This window comes from Anaerosoma tenue (assembly GCF_023161965.1).
Taxonomy (GTDB): Bacteria; Actinomycetota; Coriobacteriia; order Anaerosomatales; family Anaerosomataceae; genus Anaerosoma; species Anaerosoma tenue.
In genome coordinates this window covers 271,227-293,607 of the sequence record NZ_JALNTY010000003.1, presented here as the reverse complement: position 1 = coordinate 293,607, position 22,381 = coordinate 271,227, and the positions used below count along the sequence as shown (strand labels likewise).

Genomic DNA, 22,381 nt, shown 5'->3' with positions numbered 1-22,381 from the left:
CCTGGCACCGGTGGGTGGACGATGGGAGGGTCCGACTGATGATCGCGCGTCTGCGCGCGGATATAGACGCGGTCATGGAGCGCGACCCCGCGTGCCCTTCGGCGTTCTCGGCGCTCACGAACTACCCCGGCCTGTGGGCCGTGTGGTGGCACCGGGTCACACACCGCTTGCACAGCGCCGGGCGGACCTGGCTGGCCCGGCGCATCAGCCAGTGCGTACGCGGCGCCACCGGAATCGAGATCCATCCGGGTGCGACCATCGGCGCGCGTTTCTTCATAGACCATGGCATGGGTGTCGTGATCGGTGAGACGACGGTCATCGGTGATGACGTGACGATCTATCAGGGAGTGACGCTCGGCGGGACCGGCAAGGAGCACGGGAAGCGCCACCCCACCCTGGAGGATTACGTGGTGGTGGGCGTGGGGGCAACGGTGCTCGGGGACATCACGATCGGACGTGCCACGCGCGTCGGAGCGGGCGCGGTCGTGGTCTCCGATGTGCCGCCACACTGCACCGTGGTCGGTGTACCTGGTCGCGTGGTGGTCCGCGAAGGAAAGCGCGTCGAGACCATCGACCTCCACCATGAGGATCTGCCCGATCCCATCATCGAGATGTACCGCGCGCTGCAGCGCCGGATGGACCGCATCGAGGCTCGTCTCGTACGCGACGAGGGTATCGGTGCCGAGGCTGGTGAGCGCGTGTTCCCCGTCGAAGACGAACGAGGAGAGGACAGCGATGACGATCCGCGTCTATAACACGCTGACGCGCTCGAAGCAGGAGTTCGTTCCGCGCGAGCCCGGCACCGTTGCCATGTACGTGTGCGGACCGACCGTCTACAACCACATACACATCGGCAACGCCCGGACCTTCCTCACGTTCGACGTCATCAGGCGGTATCTGACGTTCAGGGGATTCGACGTGCGGTTCGTGCAGAACATCACAGACGTGGACGACAAGATCATCGCTCGCGCGAACGAGGAGGGTCGTGCGCCGGGAGAGGTCGCCGCCGAGTATACGCAGGCGTTCCGGGAGGCCATGGACGCGCTCGGCGTGCTGAGGCCGACGGTCCAGCCCAAAGCCACCGAGACGATCGACGCGATGATCGAGATGACCCAGCGCCTGATCGAGCGTGGACACGCCTACGCGGTGGACGGCGACGTCTACTTCTCGGTGCGCAGCTTCCCCGGGTACGGGAAGCTCTCAGGACGGAACGTGGACGACCTGGAGAGCGGGGCTCGTGTCGACGTGGATGAGCGCAAGGACGATCCGCTCGACTTCGCGTTGTGGAAGGCGGCGAAGCCGGGTGAACCGCAGTGGCAGAGCCCGTGGGGGGCCGGCCGGCCCGGATGGCATCTTGAGTGCTCGGTCATGTCCGAGCGGGAACTCGGCCTCACGTTCGACATCCACGGCGGCGCGAGCGACCTCATCTTCCCGCACCACGAGAACGAGATAGCACAGTCGGAGGCCGCCACCGGGGAACCGTTCGTGCGGTACTGGCTCCATGGTGGGCTGCTCCAGGTCGATCAGGAGAAGATGAGCAAGTCGCTCGGCAACTTCCTGCTGCTGAAAGACGTGCTTGCCCGGTATCCTGCTCCCGTGATCCGACTGCTCATGCTCCAGACGCACTACCGGAGTCCGCTCGACTTCTCGACCGACCGCCTCGATGAGGCGGGACGCGCATACGAGCGGCTGACGACACCTCTGCGCAACTTCGTGTGGGCGAAGCGCAATCGCACGGCCAGCGAACTACCGGAAGCGACTCCGCTCGTTCTCGAGGCGCTCGAGGCGGCGCCGGGGGCGGCCCACGATGCGTTCATCGCGGCCATGGACGACGACTTCAACACCGCGGGTGCTCTGGCGGCGATCTTCGACCTCGTGCGCACCACCAACGCGTTCCTCGAGAGTCACGGCATCGGGGGGAACGCACGATACGCGGGGCGGCTCGAGGCGGCGACAGCGATGATCAGCGAGCTGCTGGGTGTGCTCGGCGTGGAGGTCACCGGCGAGGATGTCTCCGACGCATATCCGTCCGCCGTCCTGGATCTCGCCCGTGACTTCGCCGGCTACGATGGGACCGACACGCAGCAGGCGGTCACGTCGTTGCTCGCCGCGCGGTCTGCGGCACGGTCCGAGCGCAACTGGGCGGCGGCCGATGGCATCCGTGACGGTCTGGCCGACCTCGGCTTCACCATCGAGGACACCCCGTCGGGCGCACGTGTGTCGTACCGCGATCGAGGGTGACCCGCCATGCCGGATGTGATCGAGGGGCGTAACGCCGTCCTCGAGGCCTTGCGTTCCGGTGTCAGGCTTGAGCGTGTCCTGCTCGCAGACGGGCTCAAGCCGAATCCTGTCCTCGATGAGATACGCGGGCTTGCAGCGAAGGCGGACATACCCGTCGAGCGTGCCAGGCGCGATGAGCTCGACGGGCTGAGTGCACGTGGCGCGCACCAGGGCGTCATCGCGGCTGCGGCCCCTTTCGTGTATGCGGAACTCACGGACGTGCTGAGTGCGATCGCCGGTCGCCCCCGGGCGCTGGTGGTCGTGCTCGACCACGTCACCGACCCGGGGAACCTCGGCGCCATCATCCGATCGGTGGAGGTCGCGGGCGGCGATGCCGTGGTGATACCGCGAGACCGCGCGGCCGCCGTGGGCCCCGTGGTCCACAAGGCCTCGGCGGGTGCGACCGCTCACCTTCCGGTCGTGCGGGTATCCAACATCGCTCAGGCCATCGCCATTCTGAAGGACGCGGACGTGTGGGTCGGCGGCGCCGATGAGCGTGGTGAGGTCGATCTGTGGGATGCGCCTCTTGACGGACGTTGTGCGCTCGTTCTCGGCGCCGAGGGGTCGGGGCTGTCGCGGCTGGTCCGGGAGCGGTGCGACTTCCTCGTATCGATCCCGGTGGCCGGACGTGTCTCGTCGCTCAACGTGGCACAGGCAGCGAGCGTCCTTGCGTTCGAGTGGGTCCGGCGCCACCGATGAGCCGGCACCGGCTCATCATCGACGGCTACAACGTCATGCACGCCGCCCCGGAGTACCGCATGCTGATGGAGCATGACATCGACGCGGCAAGGGCGCGCTTCATCGGCGATCTCACGAGTCTTGCGCACGACGAGGGCCGGGTCACGGTCGTGTTCGATGGGGGAGGGAACCCCGCATCCGATGGGGCGCCACATCACATCGGCGGGCTCGCTATCGTGTTCTCTCCGGCCGGCGTGACCGCCGATACCGTCATCGAGGCGCTCGCACAACGCGCGCGTGAGCGTGGCGAACCGGCGATGGTGGTCACCTCCGATCGGGCCACACGCGATGCCGTGCGGTCCGGGACCGTCGCGGTCCGCTCGTCAGAGTCGTTCGCGGCCGACGTGCGGGGGTCGCTGTCAGAGACCACTCTGGGCGGCCGATCGAGCAGGAAGGGGACGGTGGCTACACGCATCGATCCCGAGGTGAGCAGGACACTCGCGCGGTGGGCGCGGGGAGAGCGCCGCTGACCCGTCCGTCGCCTTCGTGGCGGCGCTCGATGGCCATAGCCGTCGGATTGGATTAACGAATCTCAACAGGGAGAATCAGGCTTGTTCAGGCTTCCTGGAATCCGTTGACACCCCCCTTGCCGGTGCTATGGTCGTTAATGATTCACGAGTACCTTGTAAGGCGCGGCCGGCACCGTGCTCCACTCCTCCACCCCGATTGCGGGGGGATTCGCGGGAGGGACTAGGCCTTTGCAAAGGACGCTTGGGGACTCACGACGTAGACTCGATCGCTGCGACGAGATGACGCTCATCTGTGCGGCGCAGCAGGGCAACGAAGCGGCGAGTGCCGTGCTCGTCTCGAGGTACAAAGGATTCGTGCGTTGCAAGGCGCGCTCTTACTTCCTTGCAGGCGCGGATCGAGACGATGTCATCCAGGAGGGCATGATCGGCCTGTACAAGGCGATCCGCGATTACGACCCCTCCCGCCAGGCCAGCTTCCGTTCGTTCGCTGAGCTGTGCATCACCCGTCAGCTGATCACCGCGATCAAGTCGGCAAGCCGGCAGAAGCATTCTCCGCTGAACACATACGTGTCGCTCAGCCGATCCACCAGCGCCGAGGAAGAGGGCGACCGTGTGCTCGCCGACATCCTCGCGGCTCGTGAGGTCTGCGATCCCGCGGAGATCGTCATCGCTGCCTGGGAGACGGCGAGCATCCGGGAGGGATTCCTCCAGGTGCTGTCACCCTTCGAGAAAGAGGTGCTGCGCCTCTACGTGGAGGGGAAGTCCTACCAGGAGGTGGCGGACGCCCTTGAGCGGGGAGTGAAGTCGATCGACAACGCGCTTCAGCGCATCAAGCGCAAGATCGAGTTCCAGATCGAGGTTTGTCGCGCCTGCTGACAGGTGGCCTCGTCCGGCGGACGTCGTTACAATAGGCGGGCCGCCGGCGTAGCTCAACGGCAGAGCAATCGCCTTGTAAGCGATAGGTTGTGGGTTCGACTCCCTCCGCCGGCTCCACCTGGAATATCGGCCCGGACCTTGGTCCGGGCCGCGGTGTTTCCGTCGGGCATCCTTCTCGCGTTCTCCCGGTTGGGCTAGCATGGAGAGCGGCAGACGCCTATCGTGACCGCATCCCGGGTGAGCGCATCCGCTCCGGCATGTGCGGTATCGTCCGGAGGTGCGCTGCGGGAGGAGGGGCGCATGCAGCCGACAGGGGCAGGTCTGGCACGCGAGGTCGCCAAGCGGGTCCTGGCCGCACACATCGCGAGGACGGGCGGGACCCAGGTGGAACAGACGCCTGCCCGGCGCGAGGATCCGGCTGGTGTGGACATCCGGTACGTCCTCGCGGGGGTGCCGCGGAGCGCGCGGGTCAGGGTGGACACGTACTACGGTACCGATCCCGCGCACATCGCGGATCGTGCGCTTCCGTACTATCGCGCCGAGGCGCGTGCGTACGCACTGGAGGAGACCGCCGACGTGGCGACCCGCACCCCAGGCTGGGTGTATTCGTCACGAGCGGACGACCTCATGTACTATCGGATGGCGATCCCCCGGCCCGAGGCGGAGGTCGCCGCCCTGCTGTCCGCTCCTGACGGAGTGTTCCTCTCCGAGCTCGGGATCGAGCGGGACGACCTGCGTATCATTCCCATGGCGCCGCTGCGTGATTGGTTCTCCAGGGAGGGCGGCCGATTCGCGCCCCGGCCTGTGATAACCGGAGGACGGTCCTCATGGCAGCGCATCGTGCCGTTCGCCGACCTGGAGTCGGCTGTGCCAGGGGTGAGGCTGGTGGGTCCCGTCTATCGTTTCCTCGACGTCCGGTAGGCCGGGTGCCGTCTTGTGCGGTTCGGTCGCGGTGCGCCTGGGCGCTTGTATTGGATACGCCCGGCACCGTTGTAGTCGTTGACACTGTTCTTGGCGATGCAGTAGTATTCCTTTCGCCTGTCGCCAGGCAAGCAACTTGAAAATGTGATAGAGCACGGCTTTTTTATTGTCGGGAGTGTGCCCGAGTGGCTAAAGGGGACGGGCTGTAAACCCGTTGGCTATGCCTACCTTGGTTCGAATCCAAGCGCTCCCACCACGATCACCCCGTCTTGCAAGCGCAAGGCGTATCCGCCCACATAGCTCAGTCGGTAGAGCACTTCCTTGGTAAGGAAGAGGTCACCGGTTCAAGTCCGGTTGTGGGCTCCACCGTCCACGTGCCGGCCGCCTGGCCGGTTCGAGGCGGCGTAGCTCAGTTGGTTAGAGCACACGGTTCATACCCGTGATGTCACTGGTTCGAGTCCAGTCGCCGCTACCAGGCATCAAACGGAGACGCGGAAGCGTCACGTGCACACGATAGCTAGATACGATACTGCGATCCCCGCGCCGCGGGGGAAGCAGGCCGGAGGCGGGATCTTCAGCCCGCGACCGGCACGGTCGCCAGCAGGTCCCAGAAGGAGGAGACTCATGGCCAAGAAGAAGTTCGAGCGCACCAAGCCGCACATGAACATCGGCACCATCGGTCACGTCGACCACGGCAAGACCACGCTCACGGCTGCGATCACGAAGACCCAGGCGGACAAGGGCCTGGCCGACTTCACGCCGTTCGAGGACATCGACAAGGCTCCCGAGGAGCGCGAGCGCGGTATCACCATCGCCATCGCGCACGTGGAGTACGAGTCGGACAAGCGCCACTACGCGCACGTCGACTGCCCGGGTCACGCCGACTACGTGAAGAACATGATCACCGGTGCCGCCCAGATGGACGGCGCGATCCTCGTGATCGCCGCCACCGACGGCCCGATGGCCCAGACCCGCGAGCACATCCTGCTCGCCCGTCAGGTCGGCGTGCCGAACATCGTCGTGTACCTCAACAAGTGCGACATGGTCGACGACGAGGAGCTCCTCGAGCTCGTCGAGATGGAGGTCCGCGAGCTGCTGTCCGAGTACGAGTTCGACGGTGACAACATCCCGGTCATCCGTGGCTCGGCTCTGAAGGCGCTGGAGGGCGATGATCAGTGGCTGCCGTCGATCCAGGAGCTGCTCGACGCGGTCGACACGTACTTCCCGGATCCCGAGCGTGAGACCGACAAGCCGTTCCTGATGGCCATCGAGGACGTCTTCACCATCACCGGTCGCGGCACCGTTGCCACCGGCCGTGTCGAGCGCGGTGTGGTCAAGGTCGGCGACGAGGTCGAGATCGTGGGCATCCACGAGGAGACCCGCAAGACCGTCGTCACCGGCGTGGAGATGTTCCGCAAGCTGCTCGACCAGGCCGAGGCCGGCGACAACATCGGCGTGCTGCTGCGCGGCGTCGCCCGCGACGAGATCGAGCGCGGCCAGGTGCTCTGCAAGCCCGGTTCGATCACCCCGCACACCGAGTTCCTCGGCCAGGTCTACATCCTGACCAAGGAGGAAGGCGGCCGTCACACCCCGTTCTTCGACGGCTACCGTCCGCAGTTCTACTTCCGGACCACCGACGTGACCGGCGTGGCGCACCTGCCCGAGGGCACCGAGATGGTCATGCCCGGCGATAACGTCGAGATCAAAGGCGAGCTCATCGGCCCCATCGCGATGGAGGAAGGCCTGCGCTTCGCTATCCGCGAGGGCGGCCGGACCGTCGGCTCGGGCCGTGTGACGAAGATCATCAAGTAGGTCTTCACCCCATCAGAACCGAGACGGGGCCTGGCACATGGCCAGGCCCCGTTTTCGCCGCTCATGCGCGGTGTCGTGTTTTTGACAGTGCTCTAGAGCGGGTGTTAGATTACGCTATCGTGCGGCCAGTGGCCGGATGGTCCGGTCCACGGTCGTGAGGAGGAACGATGAGAACGCTCGTCACGCTGGCGTGCACAGAGTGCAAGCGGCGAAACTATACGACGAACAAGAACAAGCAGAACAACCCGGAGCGCATCGAGTACAAGAAGTACTGCAAGTGGTGCCAGACCCACACGCTCCACAAGGAGACCCGCTAGCGGGTCGGGTTACACCGCGTCGCAAGGCGCGTTACAGGGCAGTAGCTCCAACGGTAGAGCGCCGGTCTCCAAAACCGGATGTTGGGGGTTCGAATCCCTCCTGCCCTGCCAGATACGGATCGGCCGCAGTGTGCGGCATGAGATACCGGTCCCGCTCACGGCGGGGCGGAAGAGGTGTGAAACGCATGGGCCAGGGCAAGAAGAGCGCCGCGAAGCCGGGTGTGTTCAAGCGCATCGGCCAGTACTTCAAGGACGTCAAGGGTGAACTCAAGCGCGTGGTCTGGCCGTCGCGTCAGGAAGTGCTGAGTTCCAGCGTGATCGTGGTCGTGACACTCATATTCTTCGTGCTCTTCACGCTCGTCATCGACAACATCTCGTCGTTCGTCTTCATAGACGTGCTCGCCGGGATGGGCAGGTAGGACGTCATGGCCAAGAAGTGGTACGTCATACACACATACTCGGGCTACGAGAACAAGGTGGCCACCAACCTCCGTCACCGGATCGACTCCATGGGCGTACAGGACAAGATCTTCGACGTCCTCATCCCCAAGGAGACCGTGACCGACCTCAAGGCCGGCGGCCGCAAGGTCACGAGCGAGAAGAAGGTCTTCCCGGGCTATATCCTGGTGCAGATGGAGCTCGACGACGACTCCTGGTACGTCGTCCGCAACACGCCGGGTGTCACCGGGTTCGTGGGCGCCCAGGCCAAGCCGGTGCCGCTGTCCCGCGCCGAGGTCGAGCGGATCAAGGGCAGGGTGTCTGCGTCGGCTAAGCCTCGCACGATGACCGACTTCATCGACGGCATGCCTGTGAAGGTCACGTCCGGTCCTCTCGAGGACTTCGATGGCGTGATCGCCGAGGTCAACGCCGATCAGGGCAAGCTGAAGGTGTTGGTCTCCATCTTCGGCCGCGAGACGCCGGTCGAGCTCAGTTTCGACCAGGTGGCCAAGTTGTAACGAAGCGAGTCCGCTCGCGCCGGTGGGGGATGCTGCCACCGGGCTTCTCGTGAGGGATCGCTCGGTTGAGAAGGAACGTCAACGGCGTCGATCGAGACGCCGAGGAGTGAGGACGGAACAGATGGCGAAGAAAGTCGTCGGATTCATCAAACTGCAGATCCCGGCAGGACAGGCCAACCCGGCCCCGCCTGTCGGCCCGGCCCTCGGCCAGCACCAGGTGAACATCATGCAGTTCTGCCAGGCGTTCAACGCCGACACGCAGGACAAGATGGGCACCATCATCCCGGTCGAGATTACCGTGTACGAGGACCGCTCGTTCACCTACATCCTCAAGACTCCTCCCGCGGCCGTCCTGCTCAAGCAGGCCGCCGGGATCGAGTCCGGCTCGGCAACGCCCAACCGCACGAAGGTGGCTACAGTCACCCAGGCCCAGCTTCGTGAGATCGCCGAGACCAAGATGCCCGACCTGAACGCCAACGACGTCGAGGGTGCCATGAAGATCATCGCGGGTACCGCCCGTTCGATGGGTATCACGGTAGAGGGTTAGGCGGGCCGCCGCCGGGTGTAGCGGCGTCTGCGTGAAGGTTTCGCGTCCGGCATCCGGCCGGTCGCGTGATGTGGGAGGGCACTCGCTGCCCGCTGACCACGAGGAGGAACGATGAAGCGAGGTAAGAAGTTCGCGGCCGCGCAGGCTGCGGTGGACCGGGAGCGGCTCTACGCGCCGCTCGAGGCGATCAGGCTCGCCAAGGAGGTCGCCTCAGCCGCGTTCGATGAAACGGTGGAGGTCCACTTCCGTCTCGGCATCGACACCCGCCAGGCCGACCAGCAGGTTCGCGGGAGCATCTCGCTGCCGCAGGGCACCGGCAAGACCGTCCGTGTCGCCGTGTTCGCCCAGGGCGAGAAGGCGAAGGAGGCCGAGGAGGCGGGCGCCGATGTCGTTGGTGCCGATGACCTCGTGGAGCGCATCTCCGGCGGATTCCTCGACTTCGACGCCACGGTGGCGACGCCGGACATGATGTCCAAGGTCGGTCGTCTCGGCAAGATCCTCGGCACCCGCGGCCTCATGCCGAACCCCAAGCTTGGCACGGTCACCATGGATGTCGGCCGGGTCGTGAAGGAGCTGAAGGCGGGCCGCGTGGAGTATCGAGCCGACAAGTACGGTATCGCGCACGTGGGTATCGGAAAGAAGTCCTTCAGTGTCGAGGCGCTCGTGGAGAACTACGGGGCGCTGCTCGACGAGATCCTGCGTGTGAAGCCCGCCTCATCCAAGGGTCGCTACATCAAGTCGATCACCGTCTCGACGACGATGGGCCCCGGGATCAAGGTGGATCCGTTGAAGACGCGCAACCTGCTCGAAGAGGCCTGACGGCCGATCCGGGCTTGCACTATAGGGCCGGGGCGTGGATAATCGCACCCGCTCGCATTTGAAAACGCACGCACGAACGCTGCCGTAGACAGCAGGTACCCGGAGGCATCCGGGTCGAAAGGGACCGGGCCCGGTCCCGCCAGCCGAGGTGGAGCGACCATCGAACGTCAGACGCGCAGGCGTCATCGTAACGTGGCCTCCGCACTCACCGGCGGGGGCCACGTCGCATTCGGGAGCATTTCCGATGGAGCGGCCAGAGCCCGCAGGCGTGGTCGCGTGCCGGAAGGGAGGTGAGTGTATGCCAACGAACGAGAAGCAGCAGCAGGTAGCCGAGATCAAGGAGCGGCTGACCGGCTCCAGCGGCCTGATCATGGCCGACTACCGTGGTCTTACGGTGAAGGAGATGCGGCAGCTGCGCACGTCTGTTCGCGACATGGGCGCCGTGATCACGGTGTACAAGAACTCGCTCGCTCAGATCGCCATCCGCGAGCTGGATATGCCGAACATGGACGAGTACCTGGAGGGGCCGACGGCGTTCGTCTTCACTCCTGAGGATCCGGTCGCGACAGCGAAGGGCCTTCTGGCCTTCGCGAAGGAGCACAAGGTCTTCTCCTTCAAGGGTGGCTACATCGACGGGCAGTTGGTCGATGCGGAAGCCGTCAAGGCGATCGCATCGCTGCCGTCCCGCGAGGAACTCATCGCGAAGCTCATGGGTACCATGCTCAACCCGCTTCGGAACTTCATGGCCATGGCGAACGCCCCCGCGGGCGCATTCGCTCGCGCCGTCCAGGCCGTGGCGGATCAGAAGGCTGCCGCATAGGCAAAGAGTATCGACGTATACGGACCTGCGGCGCCGTCGTCAGGTCCCGGAACACAGAAGGAGTATCAAGCAATGGCTGATCTCAAGCGTGAAGACATCCTCGAGTGGGTCAAGGCCGCTCCGGCCCTCGAGCTCGCCGAGCTCGTCAAGGAGATGGAAGAGGTCTTCGGTGTCTCGGCTGCCGCGCCTGTGGCCGCCGCCGCTCCTGCCGCCGGCGAAGTCGCCGCCGTGGAGGAGAAGGACAGCTTCGACGTGGTCATCGCCTCGGCTGGAGGCACGAAGATCCAGGTCATCAAGGTCGTGCGTGAGCTCGACTCGAGCCTCGGTCTCAAGGAGGCCAAGGACCTCGTGGACTCAGCCCCGAAGGCGGTCCTCACGGGCGTGAACAAGGAGAAGGCCGACGAGGCCAAGGCCAAGCTCGAGGAAGCCGGCGCCACCGTCGAGGTCAAGTAGCTCTGAGCCAAAGCGGGGAGCTATACGGCCCCGTGACAGGTTCGTGGCCGGCGGCGCTCAAGCGCCGCCGGCCACGACGCACACGATACGTCAAGCGCTAGTTGACCGGGGGAATCACCTTCGGTAGACTGAACGTTTGCGACTCTCAGTACGCCGCTCGGGTATAAGGAGGAATAACCTGGTGCCGCGCGAAGCAGGTTCCCCCGTTCCCGCAGGTGCTCGCCTGCGCCGTTCGTTCGCGAAGATCCCGGAGATCCTAGAGGTCCCCAATCTCATCGCGATACAGACAGACAGTTTCAAATGGTTCCTCGAAGAGGGACTCCAGGACACGTTCCAGGACATATCTCCGATCAGCGACTTCACCGACACGCTTGCGGTGGAGTTCGGCGCGCACGAGTTCGGTGACGCGAAGTACTCCGTGGAGGAGTGCAAGGAGAAGGACATGTCCTACCAGGCGCCCTTGTTCGTGGAGGTGCGCTTCATCAACAAAGAGACCGGCGAGATGAAGGAGCAGCAGGTCTTCATGGGCGATTTCCCGCTCATGACCGATCGCGGCACCTTCGTCATCAACGGCACCGAGCGCGTGGTCGTATCGCAGTTGGTGCGGTCACCCGGCGCGTACTTCAAGTGGGATGTGCGTAACAACAAGAGCTACGCGGTCGGATCGGTCATCCCGAGCCGCGGCGCGTGGCTGGAGTTCGAGATCGGCCGCCCGTGGTTCTCATGGGTGGCAGCCGGTCGTCCGATGGAGATCGACAAGCAGTTCGGCGAGGCGTACGTGCGCGTCGACCGCAAGCGCAAGGTGCCGGCAACGGTGCTCATCCGCGCGTTGGGCATCGCGGAGACCGAGGAGGAGATGGTCGACATCCTCGGGGACACCTTCGTGGTGCGCCAGACGCTCGCACGCGACCACACGACCACCCGCGAAGAGGCTCTGATCGAGCTGTACAAGCGACTCCGTCCCGGCGAGCCCGCGAACGTGGAGTCCGCACGGTCGCTCCTCGACGGCCTCTTTTTCAACCCGCAGCGCTACGATCTCGGCAAGGTCGGCCGGTTCATGTTGAACCGCAAGCTCGAAGTGTCGATCCCCGAGGAGGTCCACACGCTCACGAACGAGGACGTCGTGGGCATGCTGAAGTTCCTCGTCGGCCTGTGGGAGCAGGACTACCGCGAGCACATCACGGACGATGTCGCTTCCACGATCCGCGCCAAGTTCGAGACCGTCCGGCTCGGTGACGCCGATCGCGGCTACGAGATCGACGACATCGACCACTTCGGCAACCGTCGGGTGCGAAGCGTGGGAGAGTTGATCCAGAACCAGTTCCGCATCGGTCTGGCGCGCATGGAGCGCGTGGTCCGTGAGCGCATGACGACGCAGGATGTGGAGCAGATCACGCCGCAGTCGCTCATCAACATCAGGCCGATCGTGGCCTCGATCAAGGAGTTCTTCGGCTCCTCGCAGCTCTCGCAGTTCATGGACCAGACCAACCCGCTCTCCGGCCTCACGCACAAGCGTCGCGTCTCGGCCCTCGGCCCCGGCGGTCTGTCGCGCGAGCGTGCCGGCTTCGAAGTCCGTGACGTGCATCCGTCGCACTACGGTCGCATGTGCCCCATCGAGACGCCTGAAGGCCCGAACATCGGCCTCATCGGCTCTCTGGCCACGTTCGCCCGCATCAACCCGTACGGCTTCATCGAGACGCCGTACCGCACGGTGGTCAAGGGCAAGGTGACCGACGAGATCGTCTACCTCACGGCGGATGCCGAGGAAGCCTACATCATCGCCCAGGCGGCGGAGCCGATCGACCCCAAGACCGGCAAGTTCCTGAACGAGCGCGTGCTGTGCCTCACCAAGGGCGGGAACCCGGAGGACGTGGAGCCCGAGCGCGTCGACCTGATGGACGTGAGCGCCCGCCAGATCGTCTCGGTCGCCACCGCGCTCATCCCGTTCCTTGAGCATGACGACGCCAACCGCGCCCTGATGGGCTCGAACATGCAGCGCCAGGCGGTCCCGCTCCTCACTCCGTCAGCGCCGTTGATCGGCACCGGTATGGAGTATCGCGCGGCGGTCGACACGGGCGAGATCCTGATCGCCCGGCGTGCCGGCACCGTGTCGTATGTCGACAGCATGGCGATCGAGGTCACCACCAAAGACGGTGTCGATCGTTACGTGCTCCCCAAGTTCACGAGGTCGAACCAGGGGACCTGCATCAACCATCGTCCGCTTGTCGCCACTGGTGACAAGGTCATCGAGGGTCAGGTGCTCGCTGACGGACCGTCTACCGAGGCTGGCGAGATGGCCCTCGGCCAGAACCTGCTCGTGGCGTTCATGCCGTGGGAGGGCTACAACTACGAGGACGCGATCATCCTTTCGGAGCGGGTGGTCCGCGACGACCTCCTCACCTCGATACACATCGAGGAGTACGAGGTGGAGGCGCGCGACACCAAGCTCGGCCCGGAGGAGATCACGCGCGAGATCCCGAACGTCGGCGAGGACGTCCTGGCCAACCTCGACGAGGACGGCATCATCCGCATCGGCGCCGAGGTCTTCCCCGGTGACGTGCTCGTGGGCAAGGTCACACCAAAGGGTGAGACCGAGCTCACCGCCGAGGAGCGGCTGCTTCGCGCGATCTTCGGTGAGAAGGCGCGCGAGGTGCGTGACACCTCGCTGAAGGTGCCGCACGGCGAGACCGGCCGTGTGATCGCCGTCCACAAGATGAGCCGCGACAACGGTGACGACCTCAACCCGGGTGTGAACGAGCTCGTCCGGGTGTACGTCGCCCAGAAGCGCAAGATCCAGGAGGGCGACAAGCTCGCCGGACGTCACGGCAACAAGGGTGTCATCTCCAAGATCCTCCCGATCGAGGACATGCCGTTCCTGGCCGACGGCACGCCGGTCGACATCATCCTCAACCCGCTCGGCGTGCCGAGCCGAATGAACATCGGGCAGCTGCTCGAGACGCACCTCGGCTGGGCCGCACGCGTAGGCTGGAGCGACGAAGCCAAGCAGACCGCGCCGGTAGCGGGGCCGATCCACATCGCCACGCCGGTGTTCGACGGCGCCAAGGAGCATGAGATATCCGAGACGCTCGCCAAGGCCGACCGCAACGTCAAGCTCCAGGCGAAGGACCGGTACGGCAAGCGTGTGTACGACCCGGTCGTGCCCACGATCTCCGACGAGGGCAAGACCCAGCTGTTCGACGGACGTACCGGCGAGCCGTTCCGCCAGCCGGTCACCATCGGCATGATCTACATCCTGAAGCTGCTGCACCTGGTGGACGACAAGATCCACGCGCGTTCCACGGGCCCGTACTCGCTGATCACCCAGCAGCCGCTGGGAGGCAAGGCGCAGTTCGGTGGCCAGCGTTTCGGTGAGATGGAAGTCTGGGCGCTGTATGCCTATGGCGCCGCGTACGTGCTCCAGGAGATCCTCACCATCAAGTCCGACGACGTCCTCGGACGTGTGAAAGCGTACGAGGCCATCGTCAAGGGTGAGAACATCCCTGAGCCTGGTATCCCCGAGAGCTTCAAGGTCCTCGTCAAGGAGATGCAGTCGCTGTGTCTCGACGTGGAGATCGTCTCGGAGACTGGCGAGGAGATAGAGCTCAAGGAGGACGAGGACGACGTGTTCCGCACCGCTGAGGAGCTCGGACTCGACCTCACCGGGATGGAAAGCGCGCGTCCCGGTGGCGGGCGCGGTGGCGCGGACGACGGGTCGGACGAGTCTCTCGACGACCTGGACACGTCGGAGATCGACCTCTCGCTGGAGTTCAGCGGGGACGATGACAACGCCCTTGGTGGCGACGAGTAGGGGCCCGGTCGGGACGAACGGGTAGGCGCCCGACTCGGGGCGCTCACCGGATGGAGGAATGAACGTTGCTCGACGTCGACGTCAACAACTTCGATAAGCTCCGCATCGGGCTTGCCAGCTCGGAGCAGATACGCCAGTGGTCACGCGGCGAGGTCAAGAAGCCCGAGACCATCAACTACCGCACGCTCAAGCCTGAGAAGGATGGCCTGTTCTGCGAGAAGATCTTCGGTCCTACCAAGGACTGGGAGTGCTTCTGCGGGAAGTACAAGCGCGTCCGCTTCAAGGGGATCATCTGCGAGCGCTGCGGCGTGGAGGTCACGCGTGCCAAGGTGCGCCGTGAGCGCATGGGCCATATCGAGCTCGCGGCCCCCGTCTCGCACATCTGGTACTTCAAGGGCGTGCCGAGCCGAATGGGCTACCTGCTCGACATCGCCCCGCGCGATCTTGAGAAGGTGCTCTACTTCGCGTCATCCATCATCACTTCGGTGAACGAGGAGGACCGCGAGGCCGATCTTGAGATGCTGCGTGATGAGCTCGAATCCGACGTGCAGTCCCTCGAAGCCGACGTGGCCGAGGAGAAGGCGCAGATCGAGGCCGAGCGCGACCGTCTCATCGCAATCGCGAAGGGCGAGCTCGAGCCCGAGGAGGGTGAGTCCTTCGACGAGGAGGTCGACCCCGCCGACCGTATCAAGAAGCTCGAAGCCGAAGCGAAGCGTGACATCAAGGACCTTGAGGAGGAACTCGAGGAGCGGCGCGATCTGCTCCGCGAGGCCTTCGACCGCTTCCAGAAGCTCGCGGTCAAGGACCTCGTCAACGACGAGACGCTCTACCGTGAGATGAAGCTCCGCTACGGCGACTACTTCCGTGGCGGCATGGGAGCGGAGGCCATCCAGGACCTGCTCCGCCAGATCGACATGAAGGTCCTGTCTGACGATCTGAAGCAGCAGATCGACGAGGGCAAGGGTCAGAAGAAGCAGAAGGCGATCAAGCGCCTCAAGGTCGTTTCCGCGTTCCTGCACTCGGACAACCGTGCCGAGTGGATGATCCTCGAGGCGATCCCCGTCATCCCGCCGGACCTGCGTCCGATGGTGCAGCTTGACGGTGGTCGCTTCGCGACATCGGATCTGAACGACCTGTACCGGCGCGTCATCAACCGCAACAACCGCCTCAAGCGGTTGCTCGACCTCGGCGCGCCCGAGATCATCGTGAACAATGAGAAGCGGATGTTGCAGGAGGCCGTGGACGCGCTCTTCGACAACGGTCGTCGCGGTCGCCCCGTCACGGGCCCGGGCAACCGTCCGCTCAAGTCCATCAGCGACATGTTGAAGGGCAAGCAGGGCCGCTTCCGTCAGAACCTGCTCGGTAAGCGCGTCGACTACTCCGGTCGCTCGGTCATCGTGGTGGGTCCGGAGCTGAAGCTCCATCAGTGCGGTCTGCCGAAGGTCATGGCGCTCGAGCTGTTCAAGCCGTTCGTCATGAAGCGGCTCGTGGACATGGAGTACGCGCAGAACATCAAGAGCGCCAAGCGCATGGTGGACCGCGGACGCGACGTGGTGTGGGACGTCCTCGAAGAGGTCATCTCAGACCACCCCGTCATGCTCAACCGTGCGCCTACGCTTCACCGCCTGGGCATCCAGGCGTTCGAGCCGATCCTCGTCGAGGGTAAGGCGATCCGCCTGCACCCGCTCGTGTGCACCGCGTTCAACGCGGACTTCGACGGCGACCAGATGGCCGTGCACCTGCCGCTTTCCGCGGAGGCGCAGGCCGAGGCCCGCACGCTCATGCTCTCCACCAACAACATCAAGAGCCCGGCGCACGGCCGTCCGCTGACCGTTCCTTCGCAGGACATGGTCATCGGCCTGTACTACCTCACCACAGTGCGCGAAGGCGCGGAGGGCGAAGGTCGCTTCTTCGCCAGCTTCGATGACGCGCAGCTCGCCTACGATAGCCGCGCCGATCTCGACCTGCAGGCCGTGATCAAGGTGCGTCTCACGCAGGACCTGGTCGTGGAGGCGTCGACAGGCGTCTTCGAGGAGATGAAGGCCGGCGACCGGATCGAGACGACGGTGGGACGCATCACGTTCAACCGCTCGCTCCCGTCCGACTACCCGTACATCAACCACGACGTGGACAAGAAGGGGATCTCCCGGATCGTCGAGGACTGCTCCGTCGTCTACTCGACCACACAGATGGGCGCGATCCTCGATGAGGTCAAGCGCCTCGGGTTCCACTACGCCACGCGGGCCGGCGTCACCGTCGGCGTGTACGACGCCGCCGTTCCGGAGGCCAAGCCTGAGATCATCGCCCGGTCAGAAGACGACGTCGAGAAGATCGAGCAGCAGTACGATCGTGGTCTCATCACGAAGGACGAGCGGCATCGCCAGATCGTCGAGGTGTGGACCCGTGCCACCGATGAGGTGGGCGACGCCATGGCTGCGAGTTTCGATAAGTTCAACCCCATCTACATGATGGCCCACTCGGGTGCTCGAGGTAACATCAAGCAGGTCCGTCAGCTCGCCGGTATGCGAGGCCTGATGGCCAACCCCAAGGGTGAGATCCTCGACCGCCCGATCAAGGCCAACTTCCGGGAAGGCCTGTCGGTGCTGGAGTACTTCATCTCCACGCACGGCGCCCGCAAGGGTCTGGCCGACACCGCGCTCAGGACCGCCGACTCCGGGTACCTCACCCGTCGTCTGGTCGACGTCGCGCAGGACGTCATCGTCCGCGAGAGCGACTGCGGTACCGACGAGGCGATGGAGTTCCGCGTCAGCGACGACAAGGGTCAGCCTGACCACGATCTCGTCGGCCGCTGCCTGCTGGAGCCGGCGGCCGATCCAAAGACCGGTGAGGTCCTGATCGATGCTGGCGATTACATCAAGAACGACAAGGATATGCAGCGTCTCGCCGACGCCGGGATCGAGACGATCCGGGCGCGGACGGTCATGACGTGCCGGGCGTCGCACGGCATCTGTCAGAAGTGCTACGGCTTCGATCTGGCTGCGGGCCGTCCGGTGGATATCGGCACCGCTGTCGGCATCATCGCCGCACAGTCCATCGGTGAGCCGGGCACGCAGCTCACGATGCGTACGTTCCACACGGGCGGCGTCGCCGGTGAAGACATCACGCACGGTCTGCCGCGTGTCACCGAGCTCTTCGAAGCACGCAAGCCGAAGGGCCAGGCACAGCTCGCCGAGATCACAGGCGCGCTGACCATCGAAGAAGGCGACAAGACGCGCACGCTCACTGTCACGGCCGAGGACGGCAAGGAGAAGGTCTACACGATCTCCCGCCGTGCACGCCTGCGTCCGGGCATCGCCGACGGCGCAGCCGTGGAGGCCGGTACCCAGCTGACCGAGGGCTCCGTGAACCCGCACGACCTGTTGCTGCTTCGCGGCCCCAAGTCGGTCCTCGGCTACATCGTGCGTGAGGTCCAGGACGTCTACGCGAGCCAGGGCGTGGACATCAACGACAAGCACATCGAGGTCATCGCTCGCCAGATGATGCGCAAGATCTCGGTCACCGAGGCGGGGGACACCTCGTACCTGCCGGGCCAGCTGGTCGACCGCCTGCAGTACGAGGCGGAGAACGAGCGCGTGATCGCCGAAGGCGGAGAGCCCGCAGTGGGCCACTCGGTGCTGCTGGGCATCACGAAGGCCTCGCTGGCGACCGACAGCTTCCTGTCGGCGGCTTCGTTCCAGGAGACCACGCGCGTGCTCACCGACGCCGCGATCGCGGGCAAGTCGGACGAGCTGCTCGGCCTCAAGGAGAACGTCATCATCGGCAAGCTGATCCCGGCCGCCACGGGCATGAAGCGCTACCGGTCGGTGAAGCTCACGTACCGCGGCCAGACCGCTGAGTGGAACGCCGAGGAGGGTGGCGGCCCGCTACCCAAGTTCGCGCCCGATGAGCTGCTCGAGCTGGAAGCCATGCTGCCCGGACCCGCCATCGATGAAGGCGGCCTGACGGAGGAGGAGACGGAGGCGCTCTTCGCCGACTTCGATCTCGACACCTCCGAGGAGACCATCGACGTGAGCGGATTCGAGGGCGTCGTGTTCGATCCCGATGAGGCGGCTCCGGCAGCTGACGAGCCACATCAGCGGCTGTGCGAGGCGACGTTCGGTGACGGAACCCCGTGCACCCATCCCGCCAAGGAGGGGTCGCGGTACTGTGGGATCCACGCGAAGCTCGCCGACTCCGACGGCCTGTGCCGGGCCTTCAGGGTGGACGGCACGCCTTGTCCCAACAAGGCGAAGGAAGGCCACTACTGCGGCGTCCACGCCAAACTGGAGTCGCAGGGGAACGACCAGTAGCGATACCGTTCGCCGGCCCCGGGAGCCGAGAGGGACCCCGGGGCCGGTGTGTGTCCGCCCGAAGTGGCGGTGGAGTATGGGATACGCCCGGGTGCGTGGTTTGACATGCTCCTGGTGCTTTGTTAGAGTTGCGCGTTGCGACTACGGTCGGCGCCAAGGAACGGGCGCCGTGAGATACAGCGCGACACGTTCGGACGAAGGAGATGAGTAGTGCCCACCATCAATCAGCTGGTGCGCAAGGGCCGTTCCCAGGCCGTTGACAAGAGCAAGACGCCGGCGCTGAAGGGGAACCCCCAGAAGCGCGGCGTGTGCACGCGCGTGTACACCACCACGCCCAAGAAGCCGAACTCAGCGCTTCGCAAGGTCGCCCGTGTCCGTCTGACCAACCAGATGGAGGTCACGGCGTACATCCCTGGAATCGGCCACAACCTCCAGGAGCATTCGATCGTGCTCGTGCGTGGCGGTCGAGTGAAGGATCTTCCGGGTGTCCGCTACAAGATCATCCGGGGCGCCCTCGACGCGGCCGGCGTCAGCAAGCGTGAGCAGGCCCGTTCGCGTTACGGGGTCAAGAAGCCCAAGTAAGACCGTATCTACGTCGGTCCGCCTGCCACTGCGGGCGGACTCTTCGTGTGAGCAGAGGAGTGAAGAATGCCAAGGCGTGCATCCGCACAGCGTCGTGAGGTGGTAGCCGATCCGGTCTACAACAACCGGTTGGTCACCCAACTCATCAACAAGGTGCTGCTCGACGGCAAGAAGTCGCTTGCCGAGCGCATCGTCTACGGCGCGTTCGACATCATCGAGCAGAAGATGGGTCAGGACCCGCTCTCCGTGTTCAAGAAGGCGATGGACAACGTCCGTCCGACCCTCGAGGTGAAGCCCAAGCGCGTGGGTGGCGCCACCTATCAGGTGCCGATCGAGGTCAACTCCCGTCGTTCGACGACGCTGGCTATCCGCTGGATCGTGGGTTATGCCCGCAAGCGTCGCGAGAAGACCATGGCCGAGCGGCTGGCCGGCGAGATCATGGACGCGGCGAACGGCCTGGGCGCCTCGGTGAAGAAGCGCGAGGACCTGTACAAGATGGCGGAGTCGAACCGCGCGTTCAGCCACTACCGCTGGTAGCCTGACGGACAGAGGAAGAGGACGAGTAGACTACATGGCACCGAAGAGGACACCGCTGGCCATGACCCGCAACATCGGGATCATGGCGCACATCGACGCCGGTAAGACCACGACGACCGAGCGCATCCTGTTCTACACAGGCAGGACGCACAAGATCGGCGAGGTGCACGACGGTGCGGCCACGATGGACTGGATGGCGCAGGAGCAGGAGCGCGGCATCACCATCACGTCGGCCGCCACCACGTGCTTCTGGAAGGACCACCGCATCCAGATCATAGATACGCCCGGCCACGTGGACTTCACGGTCGAGGTGGAGCGCTCGCTCCGCGTGCTCGACGGCACCGTCGCGGTGTTTTGCGCCGTCGGCGGCGTGCAGCCCCAGTCCGAGACCGTGTGGCGCCAGGCGGACCGTTACGGCGTGCCGCGCATGGCCTACATCAACAAGATGGACCGCACCGGGGCCGATTTCTTCAACGTCATCAAGATGATGAAGGACCGCCTCGACACCAGGCCGGTCCTGCTTCAGATGCCGATCGGCGCCGAGGACGAGTTCGTCGGCATCATCGACCTCATCGAGATGCATGCGATCCACTTCAACGAGGACGACAAGGGCATCAACCCGACGATCGAGGACATCCCCGCCGAGTTGCGCGATGAGGCGGAACTACGCCGCCACGACCTGGTGGAGGCGGCAGCGGAGTATGACGACGCGCTGCTTGAGAAGTTCCTCGGCGACGAGGAGATCAGCAAGGACGAGCTGAAGGCCGCGATCCGCACGGCGACCATCGACTGCGCCATCACTCCCGTCGTGTGCGGCGCATCGTTCAAGAACAAGGGCGTGCAGGCGCTGCTCGACGCCATCGTCGACTACCTGCCGAGTCCGCTCGACATCCCCCCGGTCAAGGGCACCTCGACCCGCGACGACTCGGAAGTCGTTCGCAAGGCCGACGACAACGAGCCGTTCGCCGCTCTGGCGTTCAAGGTCATGACCGATCCCTTCGTCGGGAAGCTGACCTTCTTCCGCGTGTACTCCGGGACCATGTCCGCAGGCTCGCACGTCCTCAACGCGACCAAGGGTCACAAGGAGCGTTTCGGGCGCCTTCTCCAGATGCACGCCAACCATCGTGAGGATGTCGACGCTGTGTATGCGGGCGACATCGTCGCGGCCGTCGGGCTGAAGAACACCACCACAGGAGACACGCTGTGCGGCGAGGATGCGCCGGTCCTCCTCGAGTCGATGGAGTTCCCCGACCCGGTCATCGATATCGCCATCGAGCCCAAGACCAAGGCCGAGCAGGACAAGCTCGGAGCCGCGCTCGCCAAGCTCGCCGAAGAAGACCCGACCTTCCGTGTGCACACCGATGAGGAGACCGGGCAGACGATCATCGCGGGTATGGGTGAGTTGCACCTCGAGATCATCGTCGACCGGCTGCTGCGCGAGTTCAAGGTCGAGGCGAACGTCGGCAAGCCGCAGGTCGCGTACCGCGAGACGGCTGGCAAGGCGGTCACGGACGTCCACGGCAAGTTCGTCCGCCAGACCGGCGGCCGCGGCCAGTACGGTCACGTGATCTTGAATGTCACGCCGCAGCAGCCCGGCGACGGGTATGCGTTCGAGAACAAGATCGTGGGTGGCTCGATCCCCAAGGAGTACATCCCGTCGGTGGACAAGGGCATCCAGGAGGCGATCACCACAGGCGTGCTCGCCGGCTACCCGGTCGTCGACATCAAAGTCCAGCTGGTCGACGGCTCGTACCACGAGGTCGACTCTTCCGAGATGGCGTTCAAGATCGCCGGCTCGATGGGCATCAAGGAGGCGCTCCGGAAATCGGCCCCGGTCATCCTCGAGCCTGTGATGTCGGTCGAGGTAGACACGCCCGAGGAGTTCATGGGCGACGTCATGGGAGACCTCTCGAGCCGCCGCGGCCACATCGAGGGCATGGAGCCTCGCGGCAACTCGCAGATCGTGCACGGCAAGGTGCCGCTGGCCAACATGTTCGGCTACGCCACAGACCTGCGTTCGCGCACCCAGGGTCGTGCCGCGTACACGATGCAGTTCAAGGCGTATGAGCCTGTTCCCAAGTCCATCGCCGAAGAGATCGTCGCCAAAGCCGGCGGCGGCGAGCAGGGTTAGGGAG

19 protein-coding genes and 5 tRNA genes are annotated in these 22,381 nt (G+C 64.9%); all 24 read left to right on the top strand.

The window, feature by feature from the left end:
• Nucleotides 1-38: 38 nt before the first annotated feature.
• The 24 genes from cysE (at nucleotide 39) to fusA (ending at nucleotide 22,377) form a co-directional block, all read left to right on the top strand.
• Nucleotides 39-755: a serine O-acetyltransferase gene (gene cysE, locus MSB02_RS09140; protein WP_267194928.1), complete on the top strand. Its 717-nt coding sequence runs from the start codon at nucleotides 39-41 to the stop codon at nucleotides 753-755.
• Entirely contained in the window at nucleotides 736-2,241 is a 1,506-nt protein-coding gene (gene cysS / locus MSB02_RS09135) for a cysteine--tRNA ligase (RefSeq protein ID WP_267194927.1), read from the top strand. Before cysE ends, cysS begins: the two co-directional genes overlap by 20 nt.
• A 6-nt stretch (nucleotides 2,242-2,247) precedes the next feature.
• Nucleotides 2,248-2,979, top strand: a complete 732-nt coding sequence (rlmB, locus tag MSB02_RS09130) for a 23S rRNA (guanosine(2251)-2'-O)-methyltransferase RlmB (RefSeq protein ID WP_267194926.1) — start codon at nucleotides 2,248-2,250, stop codon at nucleotides 2,977-2,979.
• Entirely contained in the window at nucleotides 2,976-3,488 is a 513-nt protein-coding gene (locus tag MSB02_RS09125; protein WP_267194925.1) for an NYN domain-containing protein, read from the top strand. The genes rlmB and MSB02_RS09125 overlap by 4 nt, the downstream gene beginning before the upstream one ends.
• A gap of 228 nt (nucleotides 3,489-3,716) precedes the next feature.
• On the top strand, nucleotides 3,717-4,364 hold the full coding sequence (gene sigH / locus MSB02_RS09120) for an RNA polymerase sporulation sigma factor SigH (protein ID WP_267194924.1): 648 nt from the start codon (nucleotides 3,717-3,719) through the stop codon (nucleotides 4,362-4,364).
• A 42-nt stretch (nucleotides 4,365-4,406) separates the two neighbouring features.
• Nucleotides 4,407-4,481: transfer RNA gene (locus tag MSB02_RS09115), tRNA-Thr, on the top strand.
• Between the two features lie 183 nt (nucleotides 4,482-4,664).
• Nucleotides 4,665-5,285 carry a hypothetical protein gene (locus tag MSB02_RS09110; protein WP_267194923.1) on the top strand — a complete coding sequence of 207 codons (621 nt, stop codon included), beginning with the start codon at nucleotides 4,665-4,667 and terminating at the stop codon, nucleotides 5,283-5,285.
• Between the two features lie 171 nt (nucleotides 5,286-5,456).
• Nucleotides 5,457-5,541, top strand: a tRNA-Tyr gene (locus tag MSB02_RS09105).
• 34 nt (nucleotides 5,542-5,575) lie between these two features.
• Nucleotides 5,576-5,651 (top strand) — tRNA-Thr (locus MSB02_RS09100).
• Nucleotides 5,652-5,683: 32 nt separating this feature from the next.
• Nucleotides 5,684-5,760, top strand: a tRNA-Met gene (locus tag MSB02_RS09095).
• A 149-nt stretch (nucleotides 5,761-5,909) separates the two neighbouring features.
• Complete coding sequence (gene tuf / locus MSB02_RS09090; RefSeq protein WP_267194922.1) at nucleotides 5,910-7,097, top strand: elongation factor Tu; 1,188 nt, start codon at nucleotides 5,910-5,912, stop codon at nucleotides 7,095-7,097.
• Between the two features lie 167 nt (nucleotides 7,098-7,264).
• Nucleotides 7,265-7,414 (top strand): 50S ribosomal protein L33, encoded by a 150-nt coding sequence (gene rpmG / locus MSB02_RS09085; RefSeq protein ID WP_267194921.1) that lies wholly within the window; start codon nucleotides 7,265-7,267, stop codon nucleotides 7,412-7,414.
• Between the two features lie 35 nt (nucleotides 7,415-7,449).
• Nucleotides 7,450-7,525, top strand: a tRNA-Trp gene (locus MSB02_RS09080).
• 74 nt (nucleotides 7,526-7,599) lie between these two features.
• Entirely contained in the window at nucleotides 7,600-7,833 is a 234-nt protein-coding gene (gene secE / locus MSB02_RS09075; protein WP_267194920.1) for a preprotein translocase subunit SecE, read from the top strand.
• A 6-nt stretch (nucleotides 7,834-7,839) separates the two neighbouring features.
• Nucleotides 7,840-8,370, top strand: a complete 531-nt coding sequence (nusG, locus tag MSB02_RS09070; RefSeq protein ID WP_267194919.1) for a transcription termination/antitermination protein NusG — start codon at nucleotides 7,840-7,842, stop codon at nucleotides 8,368-8,370.
• A gap of 121 nt (nucleotides 8,371-8,491) precedes the next feature.
• On the top strand, nucleotides 8,492-8,917 hold the full coding sequence (gene rplK / locus MSB02_RS09065; RefSeq protein ID WP_267194918.1) for a 50S ribosomal protein L11: 426 nt from the start codon (nucleotides 8,492-8,494) through the stop codon (nucleotides 8,915-8,917).
• 111 nt (nucleotides 8,918-9,028) lie between these two features.
• Nucleotides 9,029-9,736 carry a 50S ribosomal protein L1 gene (gene rplA / locus MSB02_RS09060; protein ID WP_267194917.1) on the top strand — a complete coding sequence of 236 codons (708 nt, stop codon included), beginning with the start codon at nucleotides 9,029-9,031 and terminating at the stop codon, nucleotides 9,734-9,736.
• Nucleotides 9,737-10,034: 298 nt separating this feature from the next.
• Complete coding sequence (gene rplJ, locus MSB02_RS09055) at nucleotides 10,035-10,556, top strand: 50S ribosomal protein L10 (RefSeq protein ID WP_267194916.1); 522 nt, start codon at nucleotides 10,035-10,037, stop codon at nucleotides 10,554-10,556.
• Between the two features lie 72 nt (nucleotides 10,557-10,628).
• The gene (gene rplL / locus MSB02_RS09050; RefSeq protein WP_267194915.1) at nucleotides 10,629-11,009 is read left to right on the top strand and encodes a 50S ribosomal protein L7/L12; all 381 of its coding nucleotides are present in this window, start codon (nucleotides 10,629-10,631) and stop codon (nucleotides 11,007-11,009) included.
• 181 nt (nucleotides 11,010-11,190) lie between these two features.
• On the top strand, nucleotides 11,191-14,817 hold the full coding sequence (rpoB, locus tag MSB02_RS09045) for a DNA-directed RNA polymerase subunit beta (protein ID WP_267194914.1): 3,627 nt from the start codon (nucleotides 11,191-11,193) through the stop codon (nucleotides 14,815-14,817).
• A 65-nt stretch (nucleotides 14,818-14,882) separates the two neighbouring features.
• Nucleotides 14,883-19,127, top strand: a complete 4,245-nt coding sequence (locus MSB02_RS09040; protein ID WP_267194913.1) for a DNA-directed RNA polymerase subunit beta' — start codon at nucleotides 14,883-14,885, stop codon at nucleotides 19,125-19,127.
• Nucleotides 19,128-19,337: 210 nt separating this feature from the next.
• On the top strand, nucleotides 19,338-19,709 hold the full coding sequence (rpsL, locus tag MSB02_RS09035; RefSeq protein ID WP_267194912.1) for a 30S ribosomal protein S12: 372 nt from the start codon (nucleotides 19,338-19,340) through the stop codon (nucleotides 19,707-19,709).
• A gap of 66 nt (nucleotides 19,710-19,775) precedes the next feature.
• The gene (gene rpsG / locus MSB02_RS09030; protein ID WP_267194911.1) at nucleotides 19,776-20,246 is read left to right on the top strand and encodes a 30S ribosomal protein S7; all 471 of its coding nucleotides are present in this window, start codon (nucleotides 19,776-19,778) and stop codon (nucleotides 20,244-20,246) included.
• A 34-nt stretch (nucleotides 20,247-20,280) separates the two neighbouring features.
• Nucleotides 20,281-22,377: an elongation factor G gene (gene fusA, locus MSB02_RS09025; RefSeq protein ID WP_267194910.1), complete on the top strand. Its 2,097-nt coding sequence runs from the start codon at nucleotides 20,281-20,283 to the stop codon at nucleotides 22,375-22,377.
• The last annotated feature ends 4 nt before the right edge of the window (nucleotides 22,378-22,381 follow it).

Coding starts and splice junctions, on each gene's coding strand:
- cysE (WP_267194928.1), top strand. CDS start 39: ATGATCGCGCGTCTGCGCGCGGATATAGACGCGGTCATGGAGCGCGAC.
- cysS (WP_267194927.1), top strand. CDS start 736: ATGACGATCCGCGTCTATAACACGCTGACGCGCTCGAAGCAGGAGTTC.
- rlmB (WP_267194926.1), top strand. CDS start 2,248: ATGCCGGATGTGATCGAGGGGCGTAACGCCGTCCTCGAGGCCTTGCGT.
- MSB02_RS09125 (WP_267194925.1), top strand. CDS start 2,976: ATGAGCCGGCACCGGCTCATCATCGACGGCTACAACGTCATGCACGCC.
- MSB02_RS09110 (WP_267194923.1), top strand. CDS start 4,665: ATGCAGCCGACAGGGGCAGGTCTGGCACGCGAGGTCGCCAAGCGGGTC.
- tuf (WP_267194922.1), top strand. CDS start 5,910: ATGGCCAAGAAGAAGTTCGAGCGCACCAAGCCGCACATGAACATCGGC.
- rpmG (WP_267194921.1), top strand. CDS start 7,265: ATGAGAACGCTCGTCACGCTGGCGTGCACAGAGTGCAAGCGGCGAAAC.
- secE (WP_267194920.1), top strand. CDS start 7,600: ATGGGCCAGGGCAAGAAGAGCGCCGCGAAGCCGGGTGTGTTCAAGCGC.
- nusG (WP_267194919.1), top strand. CDS start 7,840: ATGGCCAAGAAGTGGTACGTCATACACACATACTCGGGCTACGAGAAC.
- rplK (WP_267194918.1), top strand. CDS start 8,492: ATGGCGAAGAAAGTCGTCGGATTCATCAAACTGCAGATCCCGGCAGGA.
- rplA (WP_267194917.1), top strand. CDS start 9,029: ATGAAGCGAGGTAAGAAGTTCGCGGCCGCGCAGGCTGCGGTGGACCGG.
- rplJ (WP_267194916.1), top strand. CDS start 10,035: ATGCCAACGAACGAGAAGCAGCAGCAGGTAGCCGAGATCAAGGAGCGG.
- rplL (WP_267194915.1), top strand. CDS start 10,629: ATGGCTGATCTCAAGCGTGAAGACATCCTCGAGTGGGTCAAGGCCGCT.
- rpsG (WP_267194911.1), top strand. CDS start 19,776: ATGCCAAGGCGTGCATCCGCACAGCGTCGTGAGGTGGTAGCCGATCCG.
- fusA (WP_267194910.1), top strand. CDS start 20,281: ATGGCACCGAAGAGGACACCGCTGGCCATGACCCGCAACATCGGGATC.